The sequence below is a fragment of the Moorena sp. SIO4E2 genome, from assembly GCF_010671945.1.
Classification (GTDB): Bacteria; Cyanobacteriota; Cyanobacteriia; order Cyanobacteriales; family Coleofasciculaceae; genus Moorena; species Moorena producens.
Genome location: NZ_JAAHIE010000071.1, coordinates 1 through 22,251, shown reverse-complemented (window position 1 = coordinate 22,251; position 22,251 = coordinate 1). Strand labels below are relative to the sequence as shown.

27 protein-coding genes and 3 pseudogenes are annotated in these 22,251 nt (G+C 43.2%); 14 read left to right on the top strand and 16 right to left on the bottom strand.

From position 1 onward, the window contains the following. Nucleotides 1–376 precede the first annotated feature (376 nt). Nucleotides 377–700 carry a divalent-cation tolerance protein CutA gene (gene cutA, locus F6K37_RS10800; protein WP_287250070.1) on the bottom strand — a complete coding sequence of 108 codons (324 nt, stop codon included), beginning with the start codon at nt 698–700 and terminating at the stop codon, nt 377–379. Between the two features lie 263 nt (nt 701–963). On the opposite strand from cutA, the gene F6K37_RS10795 reads away from it, so the two are divergent. After that, entirely contained in the window at nt 964–1,110 is a 147-nt protein-coding gene (locus F6K37_RS10795) for an RpiB/LacA/LacB family sugar-phosphate isomerase (protein WP_287250068.1), read from the top strand. Nucleotides 1,111–1,578: 468 nt separating this feature from the next. Continuing rightward, on the top strand, nt 1,579–1,944 hold the full coding sequence (locus tag F6K37_RS10790; RefSeq protein ID WP_287250073.1) for an RpiB/LacA/LacB family sugar-phosphate isomerase: 366 nt from the start codon (nt 1,579–1,581) through the stop codon (nt 1,942–1,944). Nucleotides 1,945–1,991: 47 nt separating this feature from the next. Here the strand turns inward: F6K37_RS10790 and F6K37_RS10785 are convergent, their stop codons facing one another. After that, entirely contained in the window at nt 1,992–2,165 is a 174-nt protein-coding gene (locus F6K37_RS10785; RefSeq protein ID WP_287250066.1) for a hypothetical protein, read from the bottom strand. Nucleotides 2,166–2,206: 41 nt separating this feature from the next. Between F6K37_RS10785 and F6K37_RS10780 the strand changes: the two are divergent. The 5 genes and pseudogenes from F6K37_RS10780 to F6K37_RS10760 form a co-directional block, all read left to right on the top strand. Then, nucleotides 2,207–2,548: pseudogene (locus F6K37_RS10780) on the top strand (aldo/keto reductase); the annotation flags it as partial. Between the two features lie 221 nt (nt 2,549–2,769). Next, a complete protein-coding gene (gene iscB / locus F6K37_RS10775) occupies nt 2,770–3,891 on the top strand; it encodes an RNA-guided endonuclease IscB (protein ID WP_287250064.1) in 1,122 nt (373 codons plus the stop codon). Nucleotides 3,892–4,096: 205 nt separating this feature from the next. Continuing rightward, nucleotides 4,097–4,348, top strand: a pseudogene (locus F6K37_RS10770) (aldo/keto reductase); the annotation flags it as partial. A gap of 249 nt (nt 4,349–4,597) precedes the next feature. Continuing rightward, nucleotides 4,598–4,969: pseudogene (locus F6K37_RS10765) on the top strand (aldo/keto reductase); the annotation flags it as partial. Continuing rightward, on the top strand, nt 4,957–5,085 hold the full coding sequence (locus F6K37_RS10760; protein ID WP_267872062.1) for a hypothetical protein: 129 nt from the start codon (nt 4,957–4,959) through the stop codon (nt 5,083–5,085). The pseudogene F6K37_RS10765 and the gene F6K37_RS10760, both read left to right, overlap by 13 nt. On the opposite strand, the gene F6K37_RS10755 is transcribed toward F6K37_RS10760, so the two are convergent. The 8 genes from F6K37_RS10755 to F6K37_RS10720 all read right to left on the bottom strand — a co-directional run bounded on the left by F6K37_RS10755 (nt 5,078) and on the right by F6K37_RS10720 (nt 10,404). Further along, the gene (locus F6K37_RS10755) at nt 5,078–5,212 is read right to left on the bottom strand and encodes a hypothetical protein (protein ID WP_008186840.1); all 135 of its coding nucleotides are present in this window, start codon (nt 5,210–5,212) and stop codon (nt 5,078–5,080) included. The two genes, F6K37_RS10760 and F6K37_RS10755, sit on opposite strands and share 8 nt — an antisense overlap. An 85-nt stretch (nt 5,213–5,297) precedes the next feature. After that, entirely contained in the window at nt 5,298–5,510 is a 213-nt protein-coding gene (locus F6K37_RS10750; protein WP_008186842.1) for a hypothetical protein, read from the bottom strand. Between the two features lie 1,272 nt (nt 5,511–6,782). Continuing rightward, nucleotides 6,783–7,037 (bottom strand): hypothetical protein, encoded by a 255-nt coding sequence (locus F6K37_RS10745; protein WP_499881595.1) that lies wholly within the window; start codon nt 7,035–7,037, stop codon nt 6,783–6,785. Nucleotides 7,038–7,176: 139 nt separating this feature from the next. Further along, complete coding sequence (locus F6K37_RS10740; protein WP_287250059.1) at nt 7,177–7,524, bottom strand: DUF433 domain-containing protein; 348 nt, start codon at nt 7,522–7,524, stop codon at nt 7,177–7,179. Between the two features lie 47 nt (nt 7,525–7,571). Continuing rightward, nucleotides 7,572–7,724, bottom strand: coding sequence for a hypothetical protein (locus F6K37_RS10735; protein WP_154659855.1), 153 nt, complete (start codon nt 7,722–7,724; stop codon nt 7,572–7,574). Continuing rightward, on the bottom strand, nt 7,705–8,112 hold the full coding sequence (locus tag F6K37_RS10730) for a hypothetical protein (protein ID WP_008186848.1): 408 nt from the start codon (nt 8,110–8,112) through the stop codon (nt 7,705–7,707). Before F6K37_RS10730 ends, F6K37_RS10735 begins: the two co-directional genes overlap by 20 nt. A 383-nt stretch (nt 8,113–8,495) precedes the next feature. Next, the gene (locus tag F6K37_RS10725) at nt 8,496–10,247 is read right to left on the bottom strand and encodes a hypothetical protein (RefSeq protein ID WP_287250055.1); all 1,752 of its coding nucleotides are present in this window, start codon (nt 10,245–10,247) and stop codon (nt 8,496–8,498) included. Beyond that, nucleotides 10,231–10,404, bottom strand: coding sequence for a hypothetical protein (locus tag F6K37_RS10720; RefSeq protein ID WP_287250053.1), 174 nt, complete (start codon nt 10,402–10,404; stop codon nt 10,231–10,233). Before F6K37_RS10720 ends, F6K37_RS10725 begins: the two co-directional genes overlap by 17 nt. A 405-nt stretch (nt 10,405–10,809) precedes the next feature. Between F6K37_RS10720 and F6K37_RS10715 the strand changes: the two genes are divergently transcribed. From F6K37_RS10715 to F6K37_RS10700, 4 genes are all read left to right on the top strand, one after another. Then, nucleotides 10,810–11,307: a hypothetical protein gene (locus tag F6K37_RS10715; RefSeq protein WP_287250051.1), complete on the top strand. Its 498-nt coding sequence runs from the start codon at nt 10,810–10,812 to the stop codon at nt 11,305–11,307. 117 nt (nt 11,308–11,424) lie between these two features. Continuing rightward, a complete protein-coding gene (locus F6K37_RS10710; RefSeq protein ID WP_287250049.1) occupies nt 11,425–12,066 on the top strand; it encodes a CPBP family intramembrane glutamic endopeptidase in 642 nt (213 codons plus the stop codon). Between the two features lie 155 nt (nt 12,067–12,221). After that, a complete protein-coding gene (locus tag F6K37_RS10705; RefSeq protein ID WP_287250047.1) occupies nt 12,222–12,386 on the top strand; it encodes a hypothetical protein in 165 nt (54 codons plus the stop codon). A gap of 2 nt (nt 12,387–12,388) precedes the next feature. Then, the gene (locus tag F6K37_RS10700; RefSeq protein WP_287250044.1) at nt 12,389–12,562 is read left to right on the top strand and encodes a hypothetical protein; all 174 of its coding nucleotides are present in this window, start codon (nt 12,389–12,391) and stop codon (nt 12,560–12,562) included. A 17-nt stretch (nt 12,563–12,579) separates the two neighbouring features. Here F6K37_RS10700 and F6K37_RS10695 read toward each other — a convergent pair whose 3' ends face one another. From F6K37_RS10695 to F6K37_RS10685, 3 genes are all read right to left on the bottom strand, one after another. Further along, nucleotides 12,580–13,206, bottom strand: coding sequence for a cytochrome c oxidase subunit 3 (locus F6K37_RS10695; RefSeq protein ID WP_008186856.1), 627 nt, complete (start codon nt 13,204–13,206; stop codon nt 12,580–12,582). Nucleotides 13,207–13,467: 261 nt separating this feature from the next. Further along, nucleotides 13,468–15,150: a cytochrome c oxidase subunit I gene (gene ctaD, locus F6K37_RS10690; RefSeq protein ID WP_008186858.1), complete on the bottom strand. Its 1,683-nt coding sequence runs from the start codon at nt 15,148–15,150 to the stop codon at nt 13,468–13,470. Nucleotides 15,151–15,582: 432 nt separating this feature from the next. Continuing rightward, complete coding sequence (locus F6K37_RS10685) at nt 15,583–16,596, bottom strand: cytochrome c oxidase subunit II (protein ID WP_287250039.1); 1,014 nt, start codon at nt 16,594–16,596, stop codon at nt 15,583–15,585. A 613-nt stretch (nt 16,597–17,209) separates the two neighbouring features. Between F6K37_RS10685 and F6K37_RS10680 the strand changes: the two genes are divergently transcribed. Beyond that, nucleotides 17,210–18,148, top strand: coding sequence for a COX15/CtaA family protein (locus F6K37_RS10680; RefSeq protein WP_287250037.1), 939 nt, complete (start codon nt 17,210–17,212; stop codon nt 18,146–18,148). Between the two features lie 96 nt (nt 18,149–18,244). Here the strand turns inward: F6K37_RS10680 and F6K37_RS10675 are convergent, their stop codons facing one another. Next, nucleotides 18,245–18,433, bottom strand: coding sequence for a hypothetical protein (locus F6K37_RS10675; RefSeq protein WP_008186866.1), 189 nt, complete (start codon nt 18,431–18,433; stop codon nt 18,245–18,247). A 91-nt stretch (nt 18,434–18,524) separates the two neighbouring features. On the opposite strand from F6K37_RS10675, the gene iscB (F6K37_RS10670) reads away from it, so the two are divergent. Together iscB (F6K37_RS10670) and F6K37_RS10665 are read left to right on the top strand one after the other, a co-directional pair. Further along, nucleotides 18,525–19,802 carry an RNA-guided endonuclease IscB gene (gene iscB, locus F6K37_RS10670; RefSeq protein WP_287250034.1) on the top strand — a complete coding sequence of 426 codons (1,278 nt, stop codon included), beginning with the start codon at nt 18,525–18,527 and terminating at the stop codon, nt 19,800–19,802. 107 nt (nt 19,803–19,909) lie between these two features. Then, nucleotides 19,910–20,908, top strand: a complete 999-nt coding sequence (locus tag F6K37_RS10665; RefSeq protein ID WP_287250031.1) for a heme o synthase — start codon at nt 19,910–19,912, stop codon at nt 20,906–20,908. Between the two features lie 721 nt (nt 20,909–21,629). On the opposite strand, the gene F6K37_RS10660 is transcribed toward F6K37_RS10665, so the two are convergent. Both F6K37_RS10660 and F6K37_RS10655 read right to left on the bottom strand, forming a co-directional pair. Then, complete coding sequence (locus F6K37_RS10660) at nt 21,630–21,782, bottom strand: hypothetical protein (RefSeq protein ID WP_008186876.1); 153 nt, start codon at nt 21,780–21,782, stop codon at nt 21,630–21,632. 48 nt (nt 21,783–21,830) lie between these two features. Next, nucleotides 21,831–22,136 carry a small RNA NsiR4-regulated ssr1528 family protein gene (locus tag F6K37_RS10655; RefSeq protein WP_044493949.1) on the bottom strand — a complete coding sequence of 102 codons (306 nt, stop codon included), beginning with the start codon at nt 22,134–22,136 and terminating at the stop codon, nt 21,831–21,833. Between the last annotated feature and the right edge of the window lie 115 nt (nt 22,137–22,251).

Here is a 22,251-nt window from a genome sequence, read left to right as displayed (position 1 = left end):
CATCCAAGCCCCCTAAATCCCCCAATTTTGGGGGACTTTTAGAAGCAAATTGACTCTTGTTCCCCCCAAAGTTGGGGGGCTAGGGGGGCAAAATTCAGTATAAAAAAACTTTTCAGATATCCTCTTATTGTGGCTATGATTGAGCTCCCATAGCCATGCCCAATTTTGCCCCCACAATTGATAGCGCTGGCGAAACATTAGACCTCTTGCAAAAGTCTTTCGCGGTCTAATGGGTTATTGGCAATTTTTGATTTAGCGTACGCTTAAAACTAACAAACTTGCTTTGTGCTCTGTTTGTATATAAACCTAGTACACAATCAAGCTAATTTGTACCAAAACTCTGATTCAGTACCATCTCCTGCTCAACTACCGCCACTTATGGTTGATTAGCGACATTATTAATCACCCAAGCTGCATACTGCTCGTTGACATGCTCTGCACTTAGTACCACAAATTCAGGTGTATCGTAGGGATGATAATTACTGACAGTCTGCTCTGCTTTAGAGATCAGCTCGGTAGTTGTTTTGATTACTAGCAGCACTTCAGAATCAGACTCAACCTCACCCTCCCACCAATAAACTGAAGAGATCCCGGGAATAATGTTCACACATGCTGCCTCTCTACGCTGGAGAAGCTGATTAGACAGATCATGGGCAACAGCATTATCAGGACAGGTGACAAGTATTAAAACTATGTTCATGCTTTTGCTTAATTTTTTTTTGACCCGGGAATATATTAAACCAGATTCCGCACTTTAAATCCGCACTTTAAAATATTTTATACAAAAAACGGTTAAAATTATGACGTTGCTGAATTAGAGTATGAATGGGCAATCGTCTGGTTTTGGTAACGCCCCCTAACTCTTCCAACTTGGGTAGATTTTGAAAGTGCATAATCATACCCAAATTCAGCAATGTCCCGTACTTCAAACTGAATTTGGGTTGTAGTATCGCGGAGGTGATTATGAAGATTGCAGTAGGAGCCGATTCTTATGGATTCGACCTTAAGCAAGCAGTCAAAGAGTACTTAATTAACAAAGGGATAGAAATAGAAGATGTAGGCATTAACGAGCACAAGGCTCAGACACCTTACCAAAATTTTTGGGTTTAAAGCCCCGTCCTTCTAGGACGGCTTTTAGTTGACAATTATCTAGCGCCATAGTATAATTTAAGTATAGGGTACAGGCTGAAAAACCGAGGCTGAGCCGGGAGAGAGACCCGTAACTTATTGACCTTAAAGTAGTAATGCCCGGAGGGTAGGGAAGATCCTCCTTAAAAACCCAACCATCGACTACCAATCGGTGTGTGAACCCAGCAAGACAACACTTTGAGAAAACAACGGTACGGCGGGGCACGCCGTAACCAAGTGAAACAGGGAAGCAACGGACTCTATAAGGCACTTCTCAAAAAGTAACTGAACGCTTAAGGAGACCAGCCCGCTGGGTCTTTCGTAAACTGAACTAGAACCTTAGTCTTGACGGGGTTTCGGTTTAGGTATTGCCGCAAGGATACGGAGGTTTAAGGCCGGTCGTAGATCTAAGAATCCCCGCTCTTCTAGGGCGGGGAGTGTCAATATCAGATCGCTTCTGAGGTAGCTCAACGAGTGGGAAGCCAGCAAGCCGACCGAGGTATCCTGGTGTGCGGTACTGGTATGGGAATGGCGATCATCGCCAACAAGCACCCTGGTGTCTACGCGGCGGTGTGTGAGAACACCAACGCTGCTGAAAAATCCCGCTCCATCAATAACTCCAAGGTTTTAACTCTGGGAGGGTTTATCACCTCACCCGAAGTAGCGGTAGAGATTGTTGATACTTGGCTGACCACTGAGTTCAAATCGGGATGGGAGCCACCGATTCAGGAATGGCTGGAAAACTCGATCAAGGATATTGCTATTTTGGAGAATGAGCAGTTTGGCAGTATTAAAAGTCAATCGGCAAACAGCTAAAAGTCTTCTTGTTTAATCTGACATTCAAAGATTCAGCAATGCCAAGGTTATGGCATTGCTGAATCTTCTTTTGAATAGGAGTGGGGTGGGCATCCTGCCTGCCCTAAGCAGGAAACAGGCAAGATGCCTGTTCCACCAAGATGCCCATTCCACCAAGATGCCCATTTCACCAAGATGCCCATTCCACCAAGATGCCCATTCCAGAAAACTCTTAAAATCATTCCAGTATTAAGTAAGGCCGAAAAAGTTAAAGGAGTTAAGGATGGAAACCAGAGCCTTAGGCACTTCGGAGGTAAAAATCACCCCGATTATCATGGGCACTTGGCAGGCCGGTAAAGCTATGTGGGTAGGCATTGAAGATGCTGAGACCATCAAAGGGCTGCGAGCAGGATTTGAGGCGGGGATAACGACGGTTGATACTGCAGAAATTTACGGGCAGGGTCACTCGGAACACATTGTTGGTCAGGCTCTAGCAGAGGTAAGGGACCAAGTGGTTTATGCTACCAAATTGTTTCCTAATCATCTTAAATATGACCAGGTGATCGAGGCTTGTGAGGGTTCCTTAAAAAACCTGAAAACAGATTATATCGACCTCTACCACCTAGTAAAAGCCTTGGTAATTTCCGGCAAGACTCGGAAATTTACCTAACTAGGTTGCAGACCAAGGATTAATTTCCTACGTTGTTTTGGTCATGATACCTGGGAGTGAACTCCAGCTCCCAGCTCTATCGTCAACCATTAAGGTGAAGGCAAAATGTGTGGTTGACACGACAAGCCATTACAACATGGTCGAGGAAAACATTACCGATTTGAGACGCACTAAAAATGCAGAATTATGTATTAGTTATTGACACAGAAAAACAACCATTAAACCCCATATCCCCCAAGAAAGCGCGTCGATTGTTAGATAAAGGAAAAGCTGCGGTTTTTAGGATGTATCCATTCACGATTATCCTCAAGGCTGCAATCGCAAATCCGACTATCTCCCCTTGTCAAATCAAAATAGATCCAGGCAGTAAGGTGACTGGGTTTGCTCTAGTCCAGGACGACCAAGTTATTTGGGGAATGGAGCTAGAACACAGAGGAGGATTGATCAAGAAAAAACTAGAATCTAGAAGTGCGGTTAGGGGTGGGAGGCGTAATCGCAATACCCGTTACAGGAAGCCAAGATTTCTTAATCGTAAGCGTCCAGAGGGTTGGATTGCTCCCAGCCTAGAACACAGGGTTTTGACTATTGAAACCTGGGTAAGACGACTAACTAAGTTTTGTCCAGTCAATGAGATTTGGATTGAAATAGTCAAGTTTGACACTCAAAAAATGCAGGATCCTGAAATCAATGGGGTGGAATACCAACAAGGTGAACTAGCCGGGTATGAGGTGAGGGAATATTTACTTGAGAAGTGGGGGAGGGAGTGCGCCTATTGTGGCAAGCCAAATATTCCCCTACAGATTGAGCACATTCACCCAAAATCCAAAGGAGGGAGTGATTCGGCAAAGCCGACGCTACGCGAACGGGTCAGCAATCTTTGTCTAGCTTGTGAAAAATGTAATCAACGAAAAGGCAATAGACCTATTGAAGAATTCCTAAAAAAGAAACCAGGCTTGCTACAAAAAATCAAAAACAAGGCGCTTTCGCCATTGAGAGATGCAGCAGCGGTCAATACAACTCGGAACAAAGTAGTAAAGGTACTCAAGGAAATAAAACCTGTGGTTACTGGCACGGGTGCTCAGACCAAATACAACCGGACTAAGTTGGGACTACCCAAGCAGCATTGGATTGATGCAGCTTGTGTTGGAGACGTTGAAGCTTTGGTGTTGAGAACCTCTCAACCGCTACTAGTTACCTGCAAAGGACAGGGAGGCAGGCAAAAAGCTGCGCTCAATAAATATGGCTACCCCATTAGACATAACCCATTGAAACCCATCAAAGGTTGGAAAGCGTGGTGATATAGCTAAAAACCTTTTGACGGGGGAGTTTGGGAGGGTTAATCCCAGAAGCAAAAGCAACTCCTTTAATTACACGGTTCCCGGAAAAAAGGCGATAAGCTTGCACGTCAAGAATTTACTCAGAGTTCACAGAAAGGATGGTTATACTTATGGGTTTTGCCGATAAATACCAAGAATTACCTGGAAATAGTCCTCCTATTACATACAGATTCACTGGCCTTCTGGCTCCTTTAACAGTGAGGTAGTGCCAATTGAGGAAACCATGAGCGCTCTCAATAGGTTGAAAGAGCAAGGCAAAATTCGGGCAATTGGAGTCTCCAATTTTTCCCGCAGCCAGTTAGCAGAAGCTTCTCAGTACGGACGAATTGATAGCTTGCAGCCTCCCTACTCTCTGTTTTGGCGTCAGGTGGAGCAAGATGCTATGCCTTACTGTGTAGAGCACAATATCTCGATTATCAGAGTGGGAGAGTTTGAGAGGGAAAATTCATCCCCGACCTAAGAGGACGGGGTATTCTTTTCCCTCTCAAATAGTGTTAATATAAAAAGTAAGGGTCTCAAAAAAAACTGGGTATTGACCCTACTCAGCTACCCTCGGTGCGTTCGCGTAGCGTGGCCATAGGCCAGGGAAAGTTACGCCCAGGTCGATAACAACCAACGCTGGTTGTGCCTGGGAATCCCCATTCCTCTTAGGATGGGGAGGTTCAATGCCTATTCTTCCTTAGCTCAGGGATTATTAACTGGCAAGTTTGGTCGAGAGCACAAGTTTCAGGAAGGGGATCATCGCAGCAAAAATAAGTTGTTCAACGGTGATAACTATCAACGAGCACAGCAAGCATTAGCTCAGCTACGACCAATTGCAGAGCGTCATCAGTGTACCCTGGCTCAGTTGTCTCTGGCATGGTTGATGTCTCAGCCACAAACGAATGCGATCGCAGGATTCCGAAATAGTGCCCAAGCTATTGACAATGCTCAAGCTGTTGAGGTTAAGCTGTCTGCTGATGAGCTACAAGAAATTGATCAGATTGGACGGCTGGTTACAGACCATTTAGATGATAATCCAGTGATGTGGGATCTTTAAGGGATGCTTCAACCTTACTTCTTGATGTCAGCGGTCAGCCGTCAGGGGTCAGGGGTCAGGGGTCAGCGGTCAGCGGTCAGCCGTCAGCTTATTTTATTCAAAAGTACTTCAAGTAGTATGGCCTACGGCCAATGACTGATTGCTGATAACTGATAACTGATAGCTGATTGCTGATAACTGATAGCTGAAAGCTGATTGCTGATTGCTGATTGCTGATTGCTTACTGTCAGTAACCAAAACCATTTCCCAGATAGTTGTTTAGACTATTTGGGGATTAAAGGGAATTAACAATGGTAATCCAAGTTGATCAATTTAGGCTATCGAGTGGTCAATCCTCCTTTGCTTCTTTAACTAACTTAGTTATCGCTTCGATCAGCTTCGTTATGCCTCCTAAGATTGTTGTAGAGTAAACAGTTAAGACAATGACTGCGGCCACTGCTGCTCCACCTTGGATCAGGAGGATCGGTAGTTCGCCATTACTAGAAGGTGTAGGGAGAGTTGATGGTACAGCTTCAGTAGCAACAACCTCGCTAACTTCCACATTGAAATCGGGATTTTGATATGCTAGCTTCAGATATTATGGGCTCTTTAAGAGCCGTGTTAATGTTGTTAGTTGTTAGCTAAGACCGCGATTCATCTCACACTCATGCTACCCCTTGAGATGTGAGATGAATCGCGGACAGGAACGTGAGATGAATGGGTTGAAAAATGCTATAATAAAAATAGCAGGGAAGACAAATTAAGAGCTAACCGCCACCTGCGTATTTAAAACTTGAACTTTTTGTTGTATTGTTCCGGTGCGGAGGGGCATCCCGTATCGTTAATAAAGCTTGCCGAGTATCCTAACCGATAGGTGGAGTTGGCAAGAAGCCCACACTTAACTCAAAGAGTCAGTGTGGGAGTATGTCACAAGGACAGCAGCCAGAAACGGCCTGCGAAACTGATTCTGGCTGAGTCTTTCTATTATGAAAATCTGGCACTACTCCACCTACATGGCAACGAGGCAAAGCACAGTAAATCACACAGATACACTGTGGTAGAGGTACCAATGACTACGATAATTGAAGGCTAAAACACTCCTCCACTTCCCTAAGTTATAGATTTACAACCCTAAGTTATAGAATTACAACTTTGAGATGCACCCGACAATGGCTCCTATAATCAGGAGCCGGTGATGGTGATAGTCTCACCTAGGGTTGTGTGGACGTAGCCTTCTAGAAGGGTAGACGAGTCAGTGGTAGACTCACTGGCTTTTTAAGAATACCTCTTACATCGACCATTTCCAGATTAGGAGCATTACCAAGAGCTGCCAATCAGAATGAGTCCATAGTTAGATCCCATATGACTCTAAAAAATCTGAAATGCTAAGCCCTTCGAGATATATGCAGATTATCTCGAAAAAGCCTATTCTGTCAAGGGATTTTTGGAAATTTGTAATAATTACCTACTTATATAGATATCATGTATTGATCTACCTGTGTTGCATAAATGGGGATTTTGTTATAAAAATTTACATTTAGAGATTGACAGGCGATCGCTTCAACATCAAACTAATCTTTCAATCCAATTATCCCCACTTATCTGGGGATAAATATTAGCTTGTCAAACTCCAGGGTAAACGCATCTTATTTTGAAATGGCTACTGGATATAAGATTCATGGGATAAGTATTTTTGCTTATGAATTTTGAAATCTTTGTCTTGATGCCGTAGCGAATGGGGTAAACCACGCCAGTTGCTCATAGGAGGAACCCCAAGAGCGCACTGGCTCCCCTTTGGCGGCGCTGCATCCCTACCAACTCTCCGAGTGCTCTCTTACTTAGATCCTTGTGATAGCAACCCCTGCAGCTCAAAAGCTGGCACATTAGCCAGTTCCTTCGGTTCTAATTTATACATGCCTCCACCATAAACTCTACCTTCAGCAACCATAGCTTTCCCAGTAATCTGGTTAAGAGCTTCTATCAGCAATTTGTCCAAGTTGGGATTTTGGTTTATGGCGTTTTCCAAATCTGGCTTGGGGTAGAGAATAAGATATGAATTGGTAACAATTGCTTTTGATTGGTTGAGAATAAATCTAAAGGGCTTTTTCCCTTGTTTATCTGAACGTTGTAATCAACTTGCTGATAGCTGTTCGCGTAGCGCATTAGCTAATAGCTGATGACTAAATGTTTACGGATAGAGAGAATTAACATTTTCATCAATTAGATAGTTAAGACTCATTCCCTTGTTGCCTAGCTTTTATTATTGCTCTTAATTGGCGCAGTTTTTCCGAAACAGGAGGCGGATTGAGTCGTTGCTGCTCCCTCATGGTATGACAATGAAAGAGCCAGTTTTTCATATATTCGCTGACAGCGTTTTGATTTTGCAGGTAATAGAGGATAGTAGCGTAGACTTGTTCTAGGGTTAATGATGTATAAGCTTGAGCAATTTCTTCTGGGGTTTTATGACAGTCTAGATAGTCATATAATATGGTTTCAATACCAATTCTTGTTCCTTTGAGGCGAATATCAGTAGGAGCAATAAAGTTGAAATAATCTGTTAAAGCTTGATTTGACATGATCATTAGGTAAATAAACTAGTAAGTTTTATTGTAAACAGAAGTCTTTAGGTTATTGATGTGTAAACCCCGACAGTTACGTAGGGTGCGTTAGGGAAGGGCGAGCCCTCATTTTCTCGATAGCCAGGGTTAGGTTGCTGCCCGTAACGCACCACGGTGTCTACCTGTTTACCACTATCCCTAGGGCGAATAACCTTCAAGATTATTTCCACATAATCGCTCCAACAACTCCCTGGGAATAGCATCGAAATTTTCTAACAAAAAGTCCATCAGAGCAAGATGTCGTAAAACCTCAGCAGCAGGAGCCTTATAGCGCTTAGTTCCAGCAAACCAGCTGTTAACTGTACTGATGGAGCGGGAGCAGATTAATGCTATGTCTTCTCGACTGACCTCCCATTTCGAGATGAACTCCTTTGGTGTCATGGCCAGTTGCCAGTGACTGTACATTTGGATCAGGATACGGTCTAGGTCAGTTAGGGGACGAGGATAGGATTTTGGGCGGGTGGGTTTATTGCCTGCTAGTTGTGCCAGGCGGTCTAGGTATCGCTGATAGTAGATAGCATGATCAGTTGAGCGTTTTTTTGGCATGATGGAATTATCTCCAATGTCCTTGGGGAATAAGCCGCGCTGTTGGAATGATCGTCTCAAGAAGCGCGGCTTTTTGTCCGATAATCATCTCGAAATACCAGACATTTTTATTATTACTAATAAATCATAATGTGTCAAGATTATTTCTGGTATTTTTAACAGTTTTTAACAAACCAAAAATTTACTTTTGGCAATTTTAACGATTAGCTATTAGTGAAATTTATGGAGCAGTAATTTAATCAAGTAATATAGATTTTTTTAAAATAGGTAAGGTAAGCATATGCGCTACGCGCACGCTGCTTGAGGTGCCGTCAGCTTTCAGCCGTCAGCCATTCGCGAGCTGATAGCTGATAGCTGATAGCTGATAGCTGATAGCTGATAGCTTAGCTATCAACAATACATTTCGCCTCCAAAACCACCAATCCCTTAGTTTCAAACACCGAACAGGATGCCATCACTTGTTCCAAAGCAGGTTTTATCCCTTGTTCAAGTTGTTCAATAGCATGATTAGCGGCTGGCTGATACTGATTCAACCACTTTCGATCTTGAATAGCATCAGCCCTTAACTCGATTGGGTTTAGTACCCAAAAATCAATATCATAGGTTTTAATAAACTCCTTAACAACTGATAGATTAGCACTATATTGGGCATCAATTAAATCTAGAGTTCGTTGTCGAAATTTCTGATAATATCCGACGTGGTAAGGAATAGCATATTCACTGGCTACCAACACAGAACGCTGAGCAAAGGTGGGGATATTATTCATCTCTGGAGACAGAGAAGCAATTAAGCTATCTTTCGGTTGTTGTTGAAAATATTTATACAACGATGGAGTATCCCCGACTTTATACGCAGTAATCGGAAAATCATTCACAAAACTAGGATATAATAGTAATCCGGCTGCAATTATCGTAGTAGTTGCTATCGCGATAACTTTAGGTATAGAAAAAATTATCGAAAAACCAGAGTTAGAAAAACCGTTTTGGCTAGACTGGCTTGCCCACTTAACTACGCTATCAATCAGAATGATAAAAACTATACCAGCACTTAGCACCATGACCACTCTCAGACTATGTTGAGTATAGCGACTAGGAAGATGCAATTTAAATAGCAAAACATGAGCAGCAACAAACATCCCAAGAGAGGCTAGTAGCATCTGGAGCAAAAGGATAATTTCTTTACTGATCTGCTTCACTAACGGAAATTTATTGGGAAATAAGGGCAAGAGCAGCAGTAAAAATCCCGCGCCATTAGTAGCTGGAGTAAGAATCGAAGTCAGACGAAGTCCGCTTCTACCTTTTAACCAAAACTTAGCGGGATCATCATCATAAAAAAAACGCGATCGCCCCCCTGGAAAAAACTCTGGTAACTGTCTCGCTTCAGCTACAGAAATCACTGGACCAAACTCATTGGTTTTCAGGGCATAGGGCAGCATCACCAAAAAGGCTACTATCAATCCGGCCAGACACAACCAACGTCGCTGTTGGGATAAGCCTAACTTACCATTGCGCCATTCAAATAGTCGTAAAACTAAGGTACCGGAAGAGATAAATACTAACTGGGGATAGAATAGACCTTGGAGTGCGATCGCACCCAAACAAAACCACAATGATCCTCGCACTAGGTAATACATAAACCCCAACAACAGGGGATAGACAAATGCCTTCGGTGTTCCAGACACCACTGTATCAGTCATGCCCAAGGCTTGAGACAGCAACAAAGTAGCACTAAAGGCAGCTGCTGGTACTGGCAATAATTCCAGACACACCCAAAAGCAATAGCTAGCGCTAACCAGATTCAACACTACCGGTAAGAGTTTGTTAAATAGCAATGGATTAACACCCAATGCTGCTATGACTCGATAAACTGTAGTGTAGCCAGCTGGAGCAACCGTTTGAAAGTAATCAGCAATTAAATCCTTAGGAAACAGCTCTGGATCAAGAAATCGCATCATCCAAAATATATGTTGTCGTGCATCATCTTGGACAATATACTCACCGCTAAAAGCTTCTCGTAGTGCTAGCAAGCTATACACTACGGTAAAGGTTAGGCTGAGGCTAAACCAAAAGATAACTTGAGGAGTAAATCGTTTGTTACAAGGAGTTGTGAGTAATCTCTCAATAGGGGCAATCATTTAGTAAAGGGAGTAGGGAGTAGGGAGTAGGGAGTAGGGAATCGGGAGTAGGGAGTCGGGAATCGGGAGTCGAGAATCGAGAATCGGGAGTAGGGAATCGGGAATCGGGAAAAAATCTTGTGTATCTAATTACTATGAGAATCCTTATTCTAGTCAATTAAGATCACCTTAAACCGGTTCACCTACCCTACGGCAACGCCAAAGGCGAACAACCTTTAACCAAATAATCCTGATTGAGTGAAAAAATTTAGGAAGAATAGCAGTGGTGTTTGCAGTTGGAATTCAAGGGGATCAAGACGTTTGTCATGCTGTTTCTTCAAGCTCCTTGTTTCTATCAGGGCTATCATTATGCCAATACAGGTGGTTAGATGTCCAAAGTGGCTCCAATTAACCACTTGACATCAGCTATCCCACAGGGCTTTCTGGATGGGGAAGTTAATTCTTGGCATGTTGATAACCGATGAGTGGTTTCTGCTTTCAAGCTTGCCCACTCCCTCTGTTTTTGTCAATCCTCTCTATGCCATTGGTATGAAACGATTATAGTATATTACCTACCGAGCCAATGAACATCAAGAATACCAATTCCAAAAATGAATCTTTCAATCTAATTCTTTGTGGATTAGCTTTCCAGTTTATTCCGTTATTCACGTTTGGATTAATTTTAGCAGCTTTTGAAGATTGGTCATCACCATTCCCTGGAGTTTTATTTCATTTAATTATCTCAACATTTATATATGGATATATACCTCTTCTCAAAGGATGCCGTCTATATAGTTACGACAAGGGATATGCAAGTAAGTGGGGATGGTTCGGATTATTAAGTATTTTGGGATTATCATTCCTATTACTTTTTCCGGAAAAGAGAACAAATTTTTATTCAGAAGGGTCATTGGGTAATGACTCAATAAAGTTCCCCTTTAATAAGCTTAATATTCCTGAATTTTTATTATATTACTCGATAGCTTTCCCAATTTTAATTTTAACAATATTTATAATTATATTGTTAATTATTGGATTATTTCCCTTGGTAAAGGGCAGTGATTTTATTGATTTATTTTAAAATGCTACCTGGGATATATTACCTGAATTATATGTCACCATTACATACTTATTTATAGGATTATTTTTATTTAGATATATCCGAATACTAGGATTCGATGTTGAAAAATTTGGGATTTTGAATTTTGGTAGTTTAAAGCCAATAATTAATTGGAAATTAATTATTTTAATAGTTTTTTTAAACTATGCTTTTGCTTGGGGCTTTAATTCCTTAATTTCATATTATATTTCATTTATTTACCCAGATTTTATTGAAAACTCGATTAATGAATTAGAATTTACAAATGTTATAGGGCTAATATCTTGGAGCTTTTCGGCGATTGTTTTTGCTCCGTTGTTGGAAGAGCTTATTTGTCGTGGAATAATCTTGCAGAAGTGGGCAATGAAATGGGGGATAAAAGCCGGAATAGTTACCTCATCTTTATTATTTGCGATTTGCCATTTGCGATTCGATATTGTATCCTTATTCATTGCCGGAACTATATTGTCTGTTCTATACTTTAAGACTGGCAACTTAATAGTACCAATCCTTTGTCATAGTCTTTACAATACTATTGTTACAATTTTTATGATTGGACGGTACTATAATAGCTCAAACGTTGACTTCGTTTCGGTAAACGATTATCGAGTTTCCATGGAACCATTATTAGGTCAAAAAGCAATTGTAGCAGCTATATCCTTTGCCGTTATCATGTTTTTTTTATATAGAAATTTTCCTAAACAAGATGACATCCTTCCCTACTATAGAAATTCTAAGTGATTGATTAAAATTGTAAGGAATCCAAGGGGTTAAATTCACCTGTCCTGTTGGGATTAGCGCTACCACCATCCATAAACAGGCATCTTGGTGGAACGGGCATCTTGCCCGTTTCATTTCCGGGCGGACTATCCCAACTAGGCGCGACGAAGCGGAAAATGAGTGGGAGCCCAAAGCTGGTGCGTTACGGGGCGGAATATCCCAACCCTGGCGACGAGGCGAACAATAAGGGCAAGTCCGCCCCTAACACACCCTACGCACCCTACGTAACTTCAACCTTGGCCTATTGGCCACGCGATCGCGTTCAACCTTCAACCAAATAACCTTGGCCTATTGGCCACGCGATCGCGTTCAACCTTCAACCTTCAACCTTCAACCTTCAACCTTCAACCTTCAACCTTCAACCTTCAACCTTCAACCTTCAAACCTTCAAACCTTCAACCGCTTAACCTCCAAAAAAAAACCCCCAATCGGGGGTAGTGCATCAAAACTTTGTTAACCAAACTGTGGCGGAAACTAATTAATCAAATACACGATTACAAACAGAACAATCCACACCACATCAACGAAGTGCCAGTAGAGTTCTGCGGCTTCTACACCAAAATGCTCTTCACTGGAGTAGTGCTTTGAATTTAGCGATCTCAATAATACTAACACAATTAACCCGAGTCCGCAAGTAACATGAAGACCATGGAAACCAGTTAAGGCAAAGAAAGAACTGGTAAATAAGTTAGTAGTCAGACCAAAGTCTACATGGGTGTACTCATAGACTTGTCCTCCTAAGAACATCGCACCCATCAGAGCAGTGATTCCAAACCAGAGTCGCAAACCAGAGACATCATTCTTCTTAATAGCACTCTGGCCCCGGTGCATGACGAAACTACTAGTAATCAGGATGATGGTGTTGATTGTTGGCACCAATAACTCTAATTCTGTACCCTCTGGAGGCCAAGCTGGCATAGTCGCTTTATAAATTAAAAAAGCGGCAAACATCCCCAAGAAGGTCATACTATCAGCAGCCAGAAACACCACCAAACCAAACATCCTAAAATCCGGATGCTCCTCGTGATGTACCTCTGCCGCCTCAACCTCATGATGATAGTTGAGGCTAGTTTTAGACGGATCTATCGTTGAGCCTTGCATAAATTCCTTTGAATTAATCTTGAGCTGACATTTGTGCCTGTTGAGCTTCGATTAGGGTAGGTTAGGAGGTTAAATTAAGAATTAAGAATTAAGAATTAAGAATTAAGAATGTAGAATGTAGAATTCTACATTCTTAATTCTACATTCTACATTCTACATTCTACATTCTGACAGACAACCTTGGCCAAAGGCCACGCTACGCGAACAACCTTGGCCAAAGGCCACGCTACGCGAACAACCTTCAACCTTCAACCTGCTAACCTACCCAACATCTCCTTTAACTTCAACCAGCAACTCCTCGACCTGTTTATCGGTGTCAACACTATAACTGTCGATACCGTATTCGTAAGGACCGGACCACAAAATTGGTTCCTCGTCAAAGTTCTCAATGGCAGGAGGAGAGGTAGTTTGCCACTCTAATGTCAGAGCTCTCCAAGGATTGCGACCAGCAATCTTACCACGGTTCAAACTCCAGATGATATTAATCACAAAGGGTATGGTAGAAACGGCAAGAAGATAGGAGCCAATAGTGCAGATCATGTTGAGGCTTTGAAACTGGGGGTCATACATAGCAACCCTACGGTTCATACCCAATAGACCAAGCTCATGCATCGGCAAGAAGGTCATGTTTAGACCAATGAAGGTCAACACAAAGTGAATGCGTCCTAAGGTTTCGTTGACCATTCGCCCGGTCATTTTGGGGAACCAGTGATAAACCGCGCCAAATAACCCTAGCACACTACCACCAAACAGAACGTAGTGGAAGTGAGCCACAATGAAATAAGTGTCATGGACATGGACATCAAAGGGAACGGAAGCGAGCATGACACCGCTAAGACCCCCAATCAAAAATGCCGAGATAAAGCCCATACCAAAGAGCATGGCACTATTTAAGTTGATTTTTCCGCCCCAAATCGTTGCCACCCAGCTAAACACCTTAATCCCTGTGGGCACAGCAATCAGCATGGTGGCAGCCATAAAGAACATCCGCAACCAACCAGGAGTGCCACTAGTGAACATATGGTGCGCCCAGACAATTAGTCCTAGGAAACAAATCAACATACTGGAGTATGCGATCGCACGATAGCCAAAAACCGGCTTACGGGCATGTACCGGTAGGATTTCCGAGATTACCCCAAAGAACGGTAGCACCATGATGTACACCGCCGGGTGGGAGTAAAACCAAAACATGTGCTGGTAAACAATTGGGTCTCCTCCCCCAGCCGGGTTAAAGAAATTGGTGCCAGCAATTAAATCAAAGGACAGGAAAATTAACGCTGCTGCTAGGACTGGAGTACCAATCAAAACTAGGATTGAGGTTCCTAACATTGCCCAGCAAAACAGAGGCATATCATGAATAGTCATGCTAGGTGTGCGCATCTTCACAATAGTAGTGAAGAAGTTAAGCGCCCCTAGCACTGAGGAAGTCCCGATCACCAGGATGCTCAAAATCCAAATTTCTTCACCCACCTGAGAACTAATCAAGCTCAAAGGGGGGTAAGAGGTCCAACCGGCTTCGGGAGCACCTACGAAAAAACTACTCATTAACAGCAAACCCCCCACAGCATTCATCCAGAATGCCACTGCATTCAGCTTGGGGAATGCCATATCCTTTGCCCCAATCATCAAGGGAATCAGATAGTTAGCAAAAGCAGCACCAGCCGGGATAATCCATAGGAACAACATAATTGTTCCGTGCATGGTGAACACTCGGTTGTAGGTTAAAGGGCTCAATAAATCCGGGTCTGGTGTGGCCAACTCAGTGCGAATTAATCCAGCTAATGCGCCACCGATGAAATAGAACACAAATGAAGTGACCAGGTATTGAATCCCAATCACTTTATGGTCGGTATTGAACGTGAAGTAATCTTGCCAACGCCGCTCATGTTCTTCAACATGACCAGCATCCTTTACCGATTCCGGTTTTTCTAATTGCGTCGTCATGGGATAGTGGAGGTGTGATGGACTAAAAGGATAGGCAACAGCCAAAATTAAGAATGTAGAATTTAGAATTTAGAATTTAGAATGTAGAATTTAGAATTTAGAATTTAGAATTTAGAATTTAGAATGTAGAATTTAGAATTTAGAATTTAGAATTTAGAATTTAGAATTTAGAATTTAGAATTTAGAAGGTCGAATCAATAATTAAGAAGGTCTAAGGTCTAAGGTCTAAGGTCTAAGGTCTAAGGTCGAATGAATAATTAAGACTGTAGACTGTAGACTGTAGACTGAACTAATTCTTCATTCTTCATTCTTCATTCTTCATTCTTCATTCTTCATTCTTCATTCTTCATTCTTCATTCTTCATTCTTCATTCTTCATTCTTCATTCTTCATTCTTCATTCTTCATTCTTCATTCTTCATTCTTAAATGAACTTATTGGATAATTCCAGGATGATGGTGAGAGTGGTCTAGGTGTTGGAGAGTTTGGGAATCAATACCCATTTCAGAGGCATAGGGAGCCAAGAACTCACCCTCTGACATGGTAGTAGGATTAACAGCCACGGCTTTTTCCATGGTGTCTGCACTAGCGAATTGATTTTCCTGAACCCAGGCTTGATACTCTTCGGGTGTTTCAACGATCAACCGGGTTTTCATTCCTCCATGGTAGGACCCGCAGAGTTCAGCACAGATGATCGGGTAATCACCCACTCTAGTGGCTGTAAACCCTAGTTGACTAGTCCGACCTGGGATAGCATCTTGCTTAATCCGAAACTCTGGCAACCAAAAGGCGTGGATCACATCGTTAGCTTCGATATTCAGCTTAACCAGTTGTCCCACTGGGACATGCATTTCCCCAGAGATAACACCGGTTTCAGGGTAGGTGAAAATCCAGGCATACTGCATACCGGCGACATTAACCTCTAGGGGTTGACCTTGGCCTTCTTGTCCTGGAGGCGCTCCAATACCTAGGGCAACTGTGCCTTGACCCGGAGCCATGGCAATCAGACTTTCATTCCCCTCTTGCCCAGATGGTGACATCTGATGATTGTGGGCAATTTCCTGTTGATGGTGGTCATGAGAAGCCATGGGATCCAGACCTCCCATAGCGTTGTAGACCTCAAAGCTATAGACAGCTAGGACAAAGACAATCACCGTCGGGATTGCGGTCCAAAGCATTTCTAGGGGAATATTGCCATGGGTCGATGGCCCATCGGTTTGGTCATTTTTTTGTCTACGAAATTTGATGACTATTAGGATAAGTGCCCCTTGGATGAGGAGAAATAGACCAGTGGAAATGGTCATCATCAAGTTGAACAGACCATCTACATCACCGGCTTCTGAGGAGGCAGCTACTGGCATAAGTCCATGATTCTGACCGTACCAGAGACTAATCAGGGTTATGAAAATGCCAGCAATAAGGGTTGAAATTTGGCTTGGAATGTTCACGAGGTTAGGGTTGAATACTTATATCAACAAAACTAACAGGGATTATCAAGGCAGGCGAGGCACCAACATACTTAGTGTCCTAAAATGTCAGGGCATGGCTATATTTTTAAGGAAAATCAGCCTTCTGGTGAGCTACTCCCCCCCATAGTTCCCACATTAGAGACAACAAAGACAACAATTCTGATGCTCTGCTAGCAGTGAGGGGCGTGAGTAGAGGATATAGAGCTAGCTTGGCTTGCTCTATTAACTAAGGTAAAGCAGTTAAACAATTGATTGGGTCAAACCTTGAGATTTTTAGACTTTTTTTTAGGATCACTAGCCCAGCACCTGAAAAATTTTCAGAAAACTTAAGATTTTATTCAATAAAACTTAACATAGCTAAAAAAAATATAAAAAAGTAAATCAATAGTAAATCATTGAGTCTAAGTAACTATGACCCTTTAGACCAGGGGAATAGCAATCTGAAAAATCTCTAAAGCTTCAGAAATTAAGGAAAAGGCTGGTTACAGTGGTATAGGAATAGAGATGATCCTTGAGATTGGCAATCTTCTACCAAGGAAAATGAGCCACTACTCAGGATTTGATTAACTTAGTTTGCATTTTCCTATTGCAGATGGCTATAGCTCAATCGGCTCTTGATCACAATCAGAATGGTGTAACCTCCAACAACCTGACCCAGCCCCAGGCCAGGATTCGGAGCTTGGTGTGGAAAATTGCGATCGCTACCCTACTGTTGATGGCAGTAGGCAGTGCCACCAGGGTGATGAATGCTGGTCTGGCTTGCCCAGACTGGCCCTTATGCTATGGTCAGCTCGTGCCAAGCCAGCAGATGAATTTGCAAGTATTTTTAGAGTGGTTTCACCGCCTTGATGCTTCCTTGATTGGTGTTAGTGCGATCGCTCTCGCTAGCTTATCTTGGTGGCATCGGCGGGATTTACCCAACTGGCTGCCCTGGATATCCACATTTGCTCTAGGGCTAATTATTTTCCAAGGAGTCCTGGGCGGACTGACGGTTACAGAACTGCTCCGGTTTGATATCGTCACTGCTCATCTAGGAACAGCACTGCTATTTTTCTCAACTCTAATCGTAATTGGTACACTGCTGACCCCCTATCAAGGAACAGGTTCAGTTGGGAAGTTACCTTGGCTGAGCTTAACCGCAGTGATTTTTGTTTATCTACAAAGTCTATTAGGTGGACTAGTCGCTTCCCGCTGGGCAGTGCATCAGTGTTTTGGCGCATCTGAGCTGTGTACCGTGATGAATAGCCATATTGCTGGTGTGGTGCCAGCCACCGTAGCAACTGTCGCCGTTGTGGTGATAGCATCCCGGACACCAGCTCTACATCCAGTACTGCGACAGTTAGCTAATCTCGCTGCTAGCTTGGTAGTTTTACAGATACTCCTCGGTGTTGCTACCTTCCGGTTAAGGCTACAAGTTGAACTACTAACTATCTGCCATCAAGCAGTGGGAGCAGCATTATTAGGAGTACTGGTAGGGTTTACAGTCTTCGCCTTACGTGACCGAACAAGTGTGGAGTGTCAAAGTCAGTAGAAGCAAAGCGAGAAGGAATTAAATATGAAGGATTAAGTATGAAGGATTAAGTGTTTTATTGGTCTATCCTACGGGAAACCTAAGGGCAAATATCCTTCATACTTGAGACTTTTTAGCGAAGGAATTGGTCAACAATCCCGACTGGGATTCCAACCCACCGATCAATCGACGGGCAAGAGATCCTGTAGTTGACCAGACTAAGCCAGTTCGACTGGCTACGTTAGATAGGCTATCGCACCCTAGGGTGCTTGCCAGCTCTAGGCTCTGAGGTTTCAGATTAAACATCTGTAGAGGGATTAAGGAAGTGTCTGAAACAGGACAAACCTATCTAACCTTGTCGAGGCAAAAGTAACACGCAAGTAGAAGAGACGAAACCATGTCTACAAACTACGTTCTAGTTTTAGATACCAACCGAAAACCGCTCAACCCTTGCAAACCTGGGATGGCTCGTAGCCTACTTAAAGCAGGCAAGGCAGCGGTATTTAAGCAGTATCCATTCACCATTATCCTCAACAAAGCAGTTGATGATGCCCCCAAACCAGTCCAACTCAAAATCGACCCAGGCTCAAAAGTAACTGGGCTTGCTCTGGTGCAAGATGACAAGGTTCTATGGGGAGCAGAACTCTATCACCGAGGGCAGCAAATTAAGGCTGATCTTGAGGACAGACGAAAATTGAGGAGAGGAAGGCGAAACCGTAAAACCCGGTATCGTCAACCTAGATTCTTAAACCGTACTCGTCCAGAAGGTTGGCTTGCTCCATCGATGCTCCATCGGGTTCTGACTACGATGACCTGGGTTAGACGATTAACCAAGTTTGTTCCCGTTACAGGAATCTCATTAGAGCGAGTTAGATTTGACATGCAGAAAATGATCAACCCTGAAGTTTCAGGTGTTGACTACCAGCAGGGTGAACTACAGGGGTATGAAGTTCGAGAGTACCTGTTAGAGAAATGGAATCGGCAATGTGCATACTGCCAAGCCACAGACACCCGTTTGGAAGTCGATCATATTCACCCCAAATCCAAAGGGGGATCTGACCGAGTATCTAACCTGACCGTTGCTTGCCATGACTGTAACCAGGCGAAAGGAAACCGAAATATAACAGACTTCCTCTCTGGTAAGTCTGACCTACTCAATCGAATTCTCAGCCAAGTTAAGCAACCGTTATTGGATGCGGCAGCGGTCAACTCAACTCGGAACAAGATTGCTGAGGAGTTGATTGCTACAGGCTTACCTATTGAGTTTGGGACAGGTGGACAAACTAAGTATAACCGTTGCCGATTAGATCTTCCTAAAACTCACTGGCTTGATGCTGCCTGTGTAGGAGTTGTTGTCCATCTCACCCTTGAGACTAAGCAATGTTTAACCATCACAGCATCAGGACATGGAAACCGACAGATGGCTGGTGTTGATAAGTATGGCTTCCCATACCGCCACCGTACTCGTCAGCAAGTTCATTTCGGTTTCAGAAGTGGGGATATCGTCAGGGCGGTTGTACCCAAAGGCAAGAAAGCGGGAACCCATTTAGGTCGGGTTCTCTGTCGGAAGTCCGGTAGCTTCGACATCCAGACTAAATCTGGCAGAGTCACTGGAATCAATCACAAGTATTGCAGCACTATACACGGGAGGGATGGCTATGCCTACGTATTCTAAGGATGCGCTGTCGCGCTGCTGTCATGTAAGGGGAGAGCTTTCCTCCCCATGCGTGAATCGACAGGGGCTTCCAGCTCTCCCCTTGCTAACAATTGTCGGTGAATTGAATGCTTGGGACTAGTTTAACCCGTCAACATGAAAACTTAAGAGAGGTTATTCAAAGTTACTATCAACTAACAAAACCTCGAATCATTCCACTACTATTAATTACGACAGCAGCGGGGATGTGGTTGGCATCCGATGGACAAGTCGATCCCATATTATTGCTAGTTACCCTGGTCGGTGGTACTTTGGCCGCAGCATCTGCCCAAGTACTTAACTGCATCTATGACCGTGATATCGACTATGAAATGTTGCGCACTCGCCACCGTCCCATTCCCTCTGGGAAAGTGCAGCCTCGTGATGCTTTGCTGTTTGCGATCGCATTAGCAATCCTGTCGTTCACCCTGCTAACAGTCTTCGCTAACCTCCTTAGTGCCTTACTAGCGCTATCTGGCATTATCTTCTATATGCTCATATACACTCATATCCTCAAGCGCCACACTGCCCAAAACATCGTCATTGGTGGTGCAGCAGGAGCAATTCCAGCACTAGTGGGTTGGGCTGCGGTGACAGGAGAATTGAGTTGGGCCCCTTGGTTACTCTTTATCATCGTGTTCTTGTGGACACCGCCTCACTTCTGGGCTTTAGCCTTAATGATTCACGAGGATTACGCCAAAGTTGGGATACCCATGTTACCGGTAGTAGCCGGTGAAGAGGTTACTGTTCGTCAAATCTGGTATTACACCTTATTAGTCGTCCCCACTTCCCTATTGTTGATCTATCCCTTAGGAGAATCGGGAGTGGTTTATGGCATAGTTGCTATTCTTTTGGGCAGTATTTTTATCAAAAAAGCATGGTTGCTGCTTCAGGAACCTAAAGACAATCAACTTGCCCGGTCTATGTTTAAGTACTCAATTCTCTATATGATGTTATTGTGTACCGGTATCGTAGTGGATAGCTTACCGATGACCAGGGAAATTACTGCAACTGTAGCAGAGAATTCCCAAGTTTTGATTCAAGCAATTTCTACAGTATTGGAGCAGGTAAGTATTAACTTAGTTTAAGGTGTTTGCTGGTAAGCGATCAGCGATCAGCAATCAGCTATTAGCAAATAGGGTTGGTGAGTTAGCTCTGAGGTATAGCGATTCGCCAACCCTATTGAGATTTATACTCTAGGGAGCCTAAATCAATTGTGAGAATTTTTGTTCCCTGTTCCCTTTGCTATCCTACTTACCGCCGTAGTAAAAAGCCATCTGGACGCGGAAAATTTGTGGGTCATAACACCTAAAATTGGAGGGTTATGACTCCTATTTTTTTTGCCGCCCTATGCTGTCGGTTATAAGAGTGACTGTGCTATTAGGCATGGTCGGTGGAACATATTTGGCGATATGACCATCATGTGTTGTAAAAATTGGTATTATGGGCGATAAACAGCTAGGCAAGTCAATTGTTCTGTGTGTGGTACTTGGTCTCATTACTGTAATTCTGCACTTGGTACTTGGTCTTTTATGTGTGTGGTACTTGGTCTCATTACTGTCAATAATATAATTACGGGTTCCACCTGAAACCACGGTGAGATATAAGACTCAGTATCTTTGTGTTCAGTCGTTGGAACTGGGTTCTAGTTCTGCCCAATGATTGTCTAGTGTTTTGGGTTGATCAGATTCAATTTCCCCCCAACCATAATTTGCAGCTATTCGTTGTTTGACCTCTAAATAGCACTCCAAATTATGGGTGGTTTTTGCGTTACCGTGGCAGATTACAGTGTTTGCTGGCTTTTCGTGTTTAAGCGAAATTGATCGCACCGGCTCTGATTAGTTCATCCAATGTTTCAATCATCCGTTGGTAGTCAATTTTGCCATCATCGTCTAAGAACCACGATTCATAAGACTGGCCTGTGTTTTTTAGTAGTTTGGCCTGCTCACGTTTCCAGCTCAAAAACTGTGCATGGGTTTTAAATGTGAACTCTGATAGACTAAATTCACTTTACTTACCCCCGTAGTAAAAAGCAATCTCTTTGTCTTTAAGAGGGATAAAATCAGCATCGAGCAGCATTTGATTGAGTTCTGCTTGAGAGATATGCTTCGCTCCAATCCGCACAATTCTTGATCTCATGGTATTGCTGACACCGCTCCGTTGCCGTTGAGCTTCCAACCCCATGACTTGGTTGTAAAGGTCTAACTTAGCTTTCGGTATTGGCGAGCCATCTAAATCAATTCCCTTTGCGATCGCGTCATCAACCGCATCAGCACCTGTAGTGGTTTGAGTCTGGGAATTACCTTCGGTAGACATAGTAAGCTGATAGTTATAGATACGAAAGTATTTTACAGGGTGTCGGTTTCCTTAACAAAGGGTGGAATTAGATTCAAAAGTCCCCCTTATTAAGGGCAGGGCGATTTCATTCTGG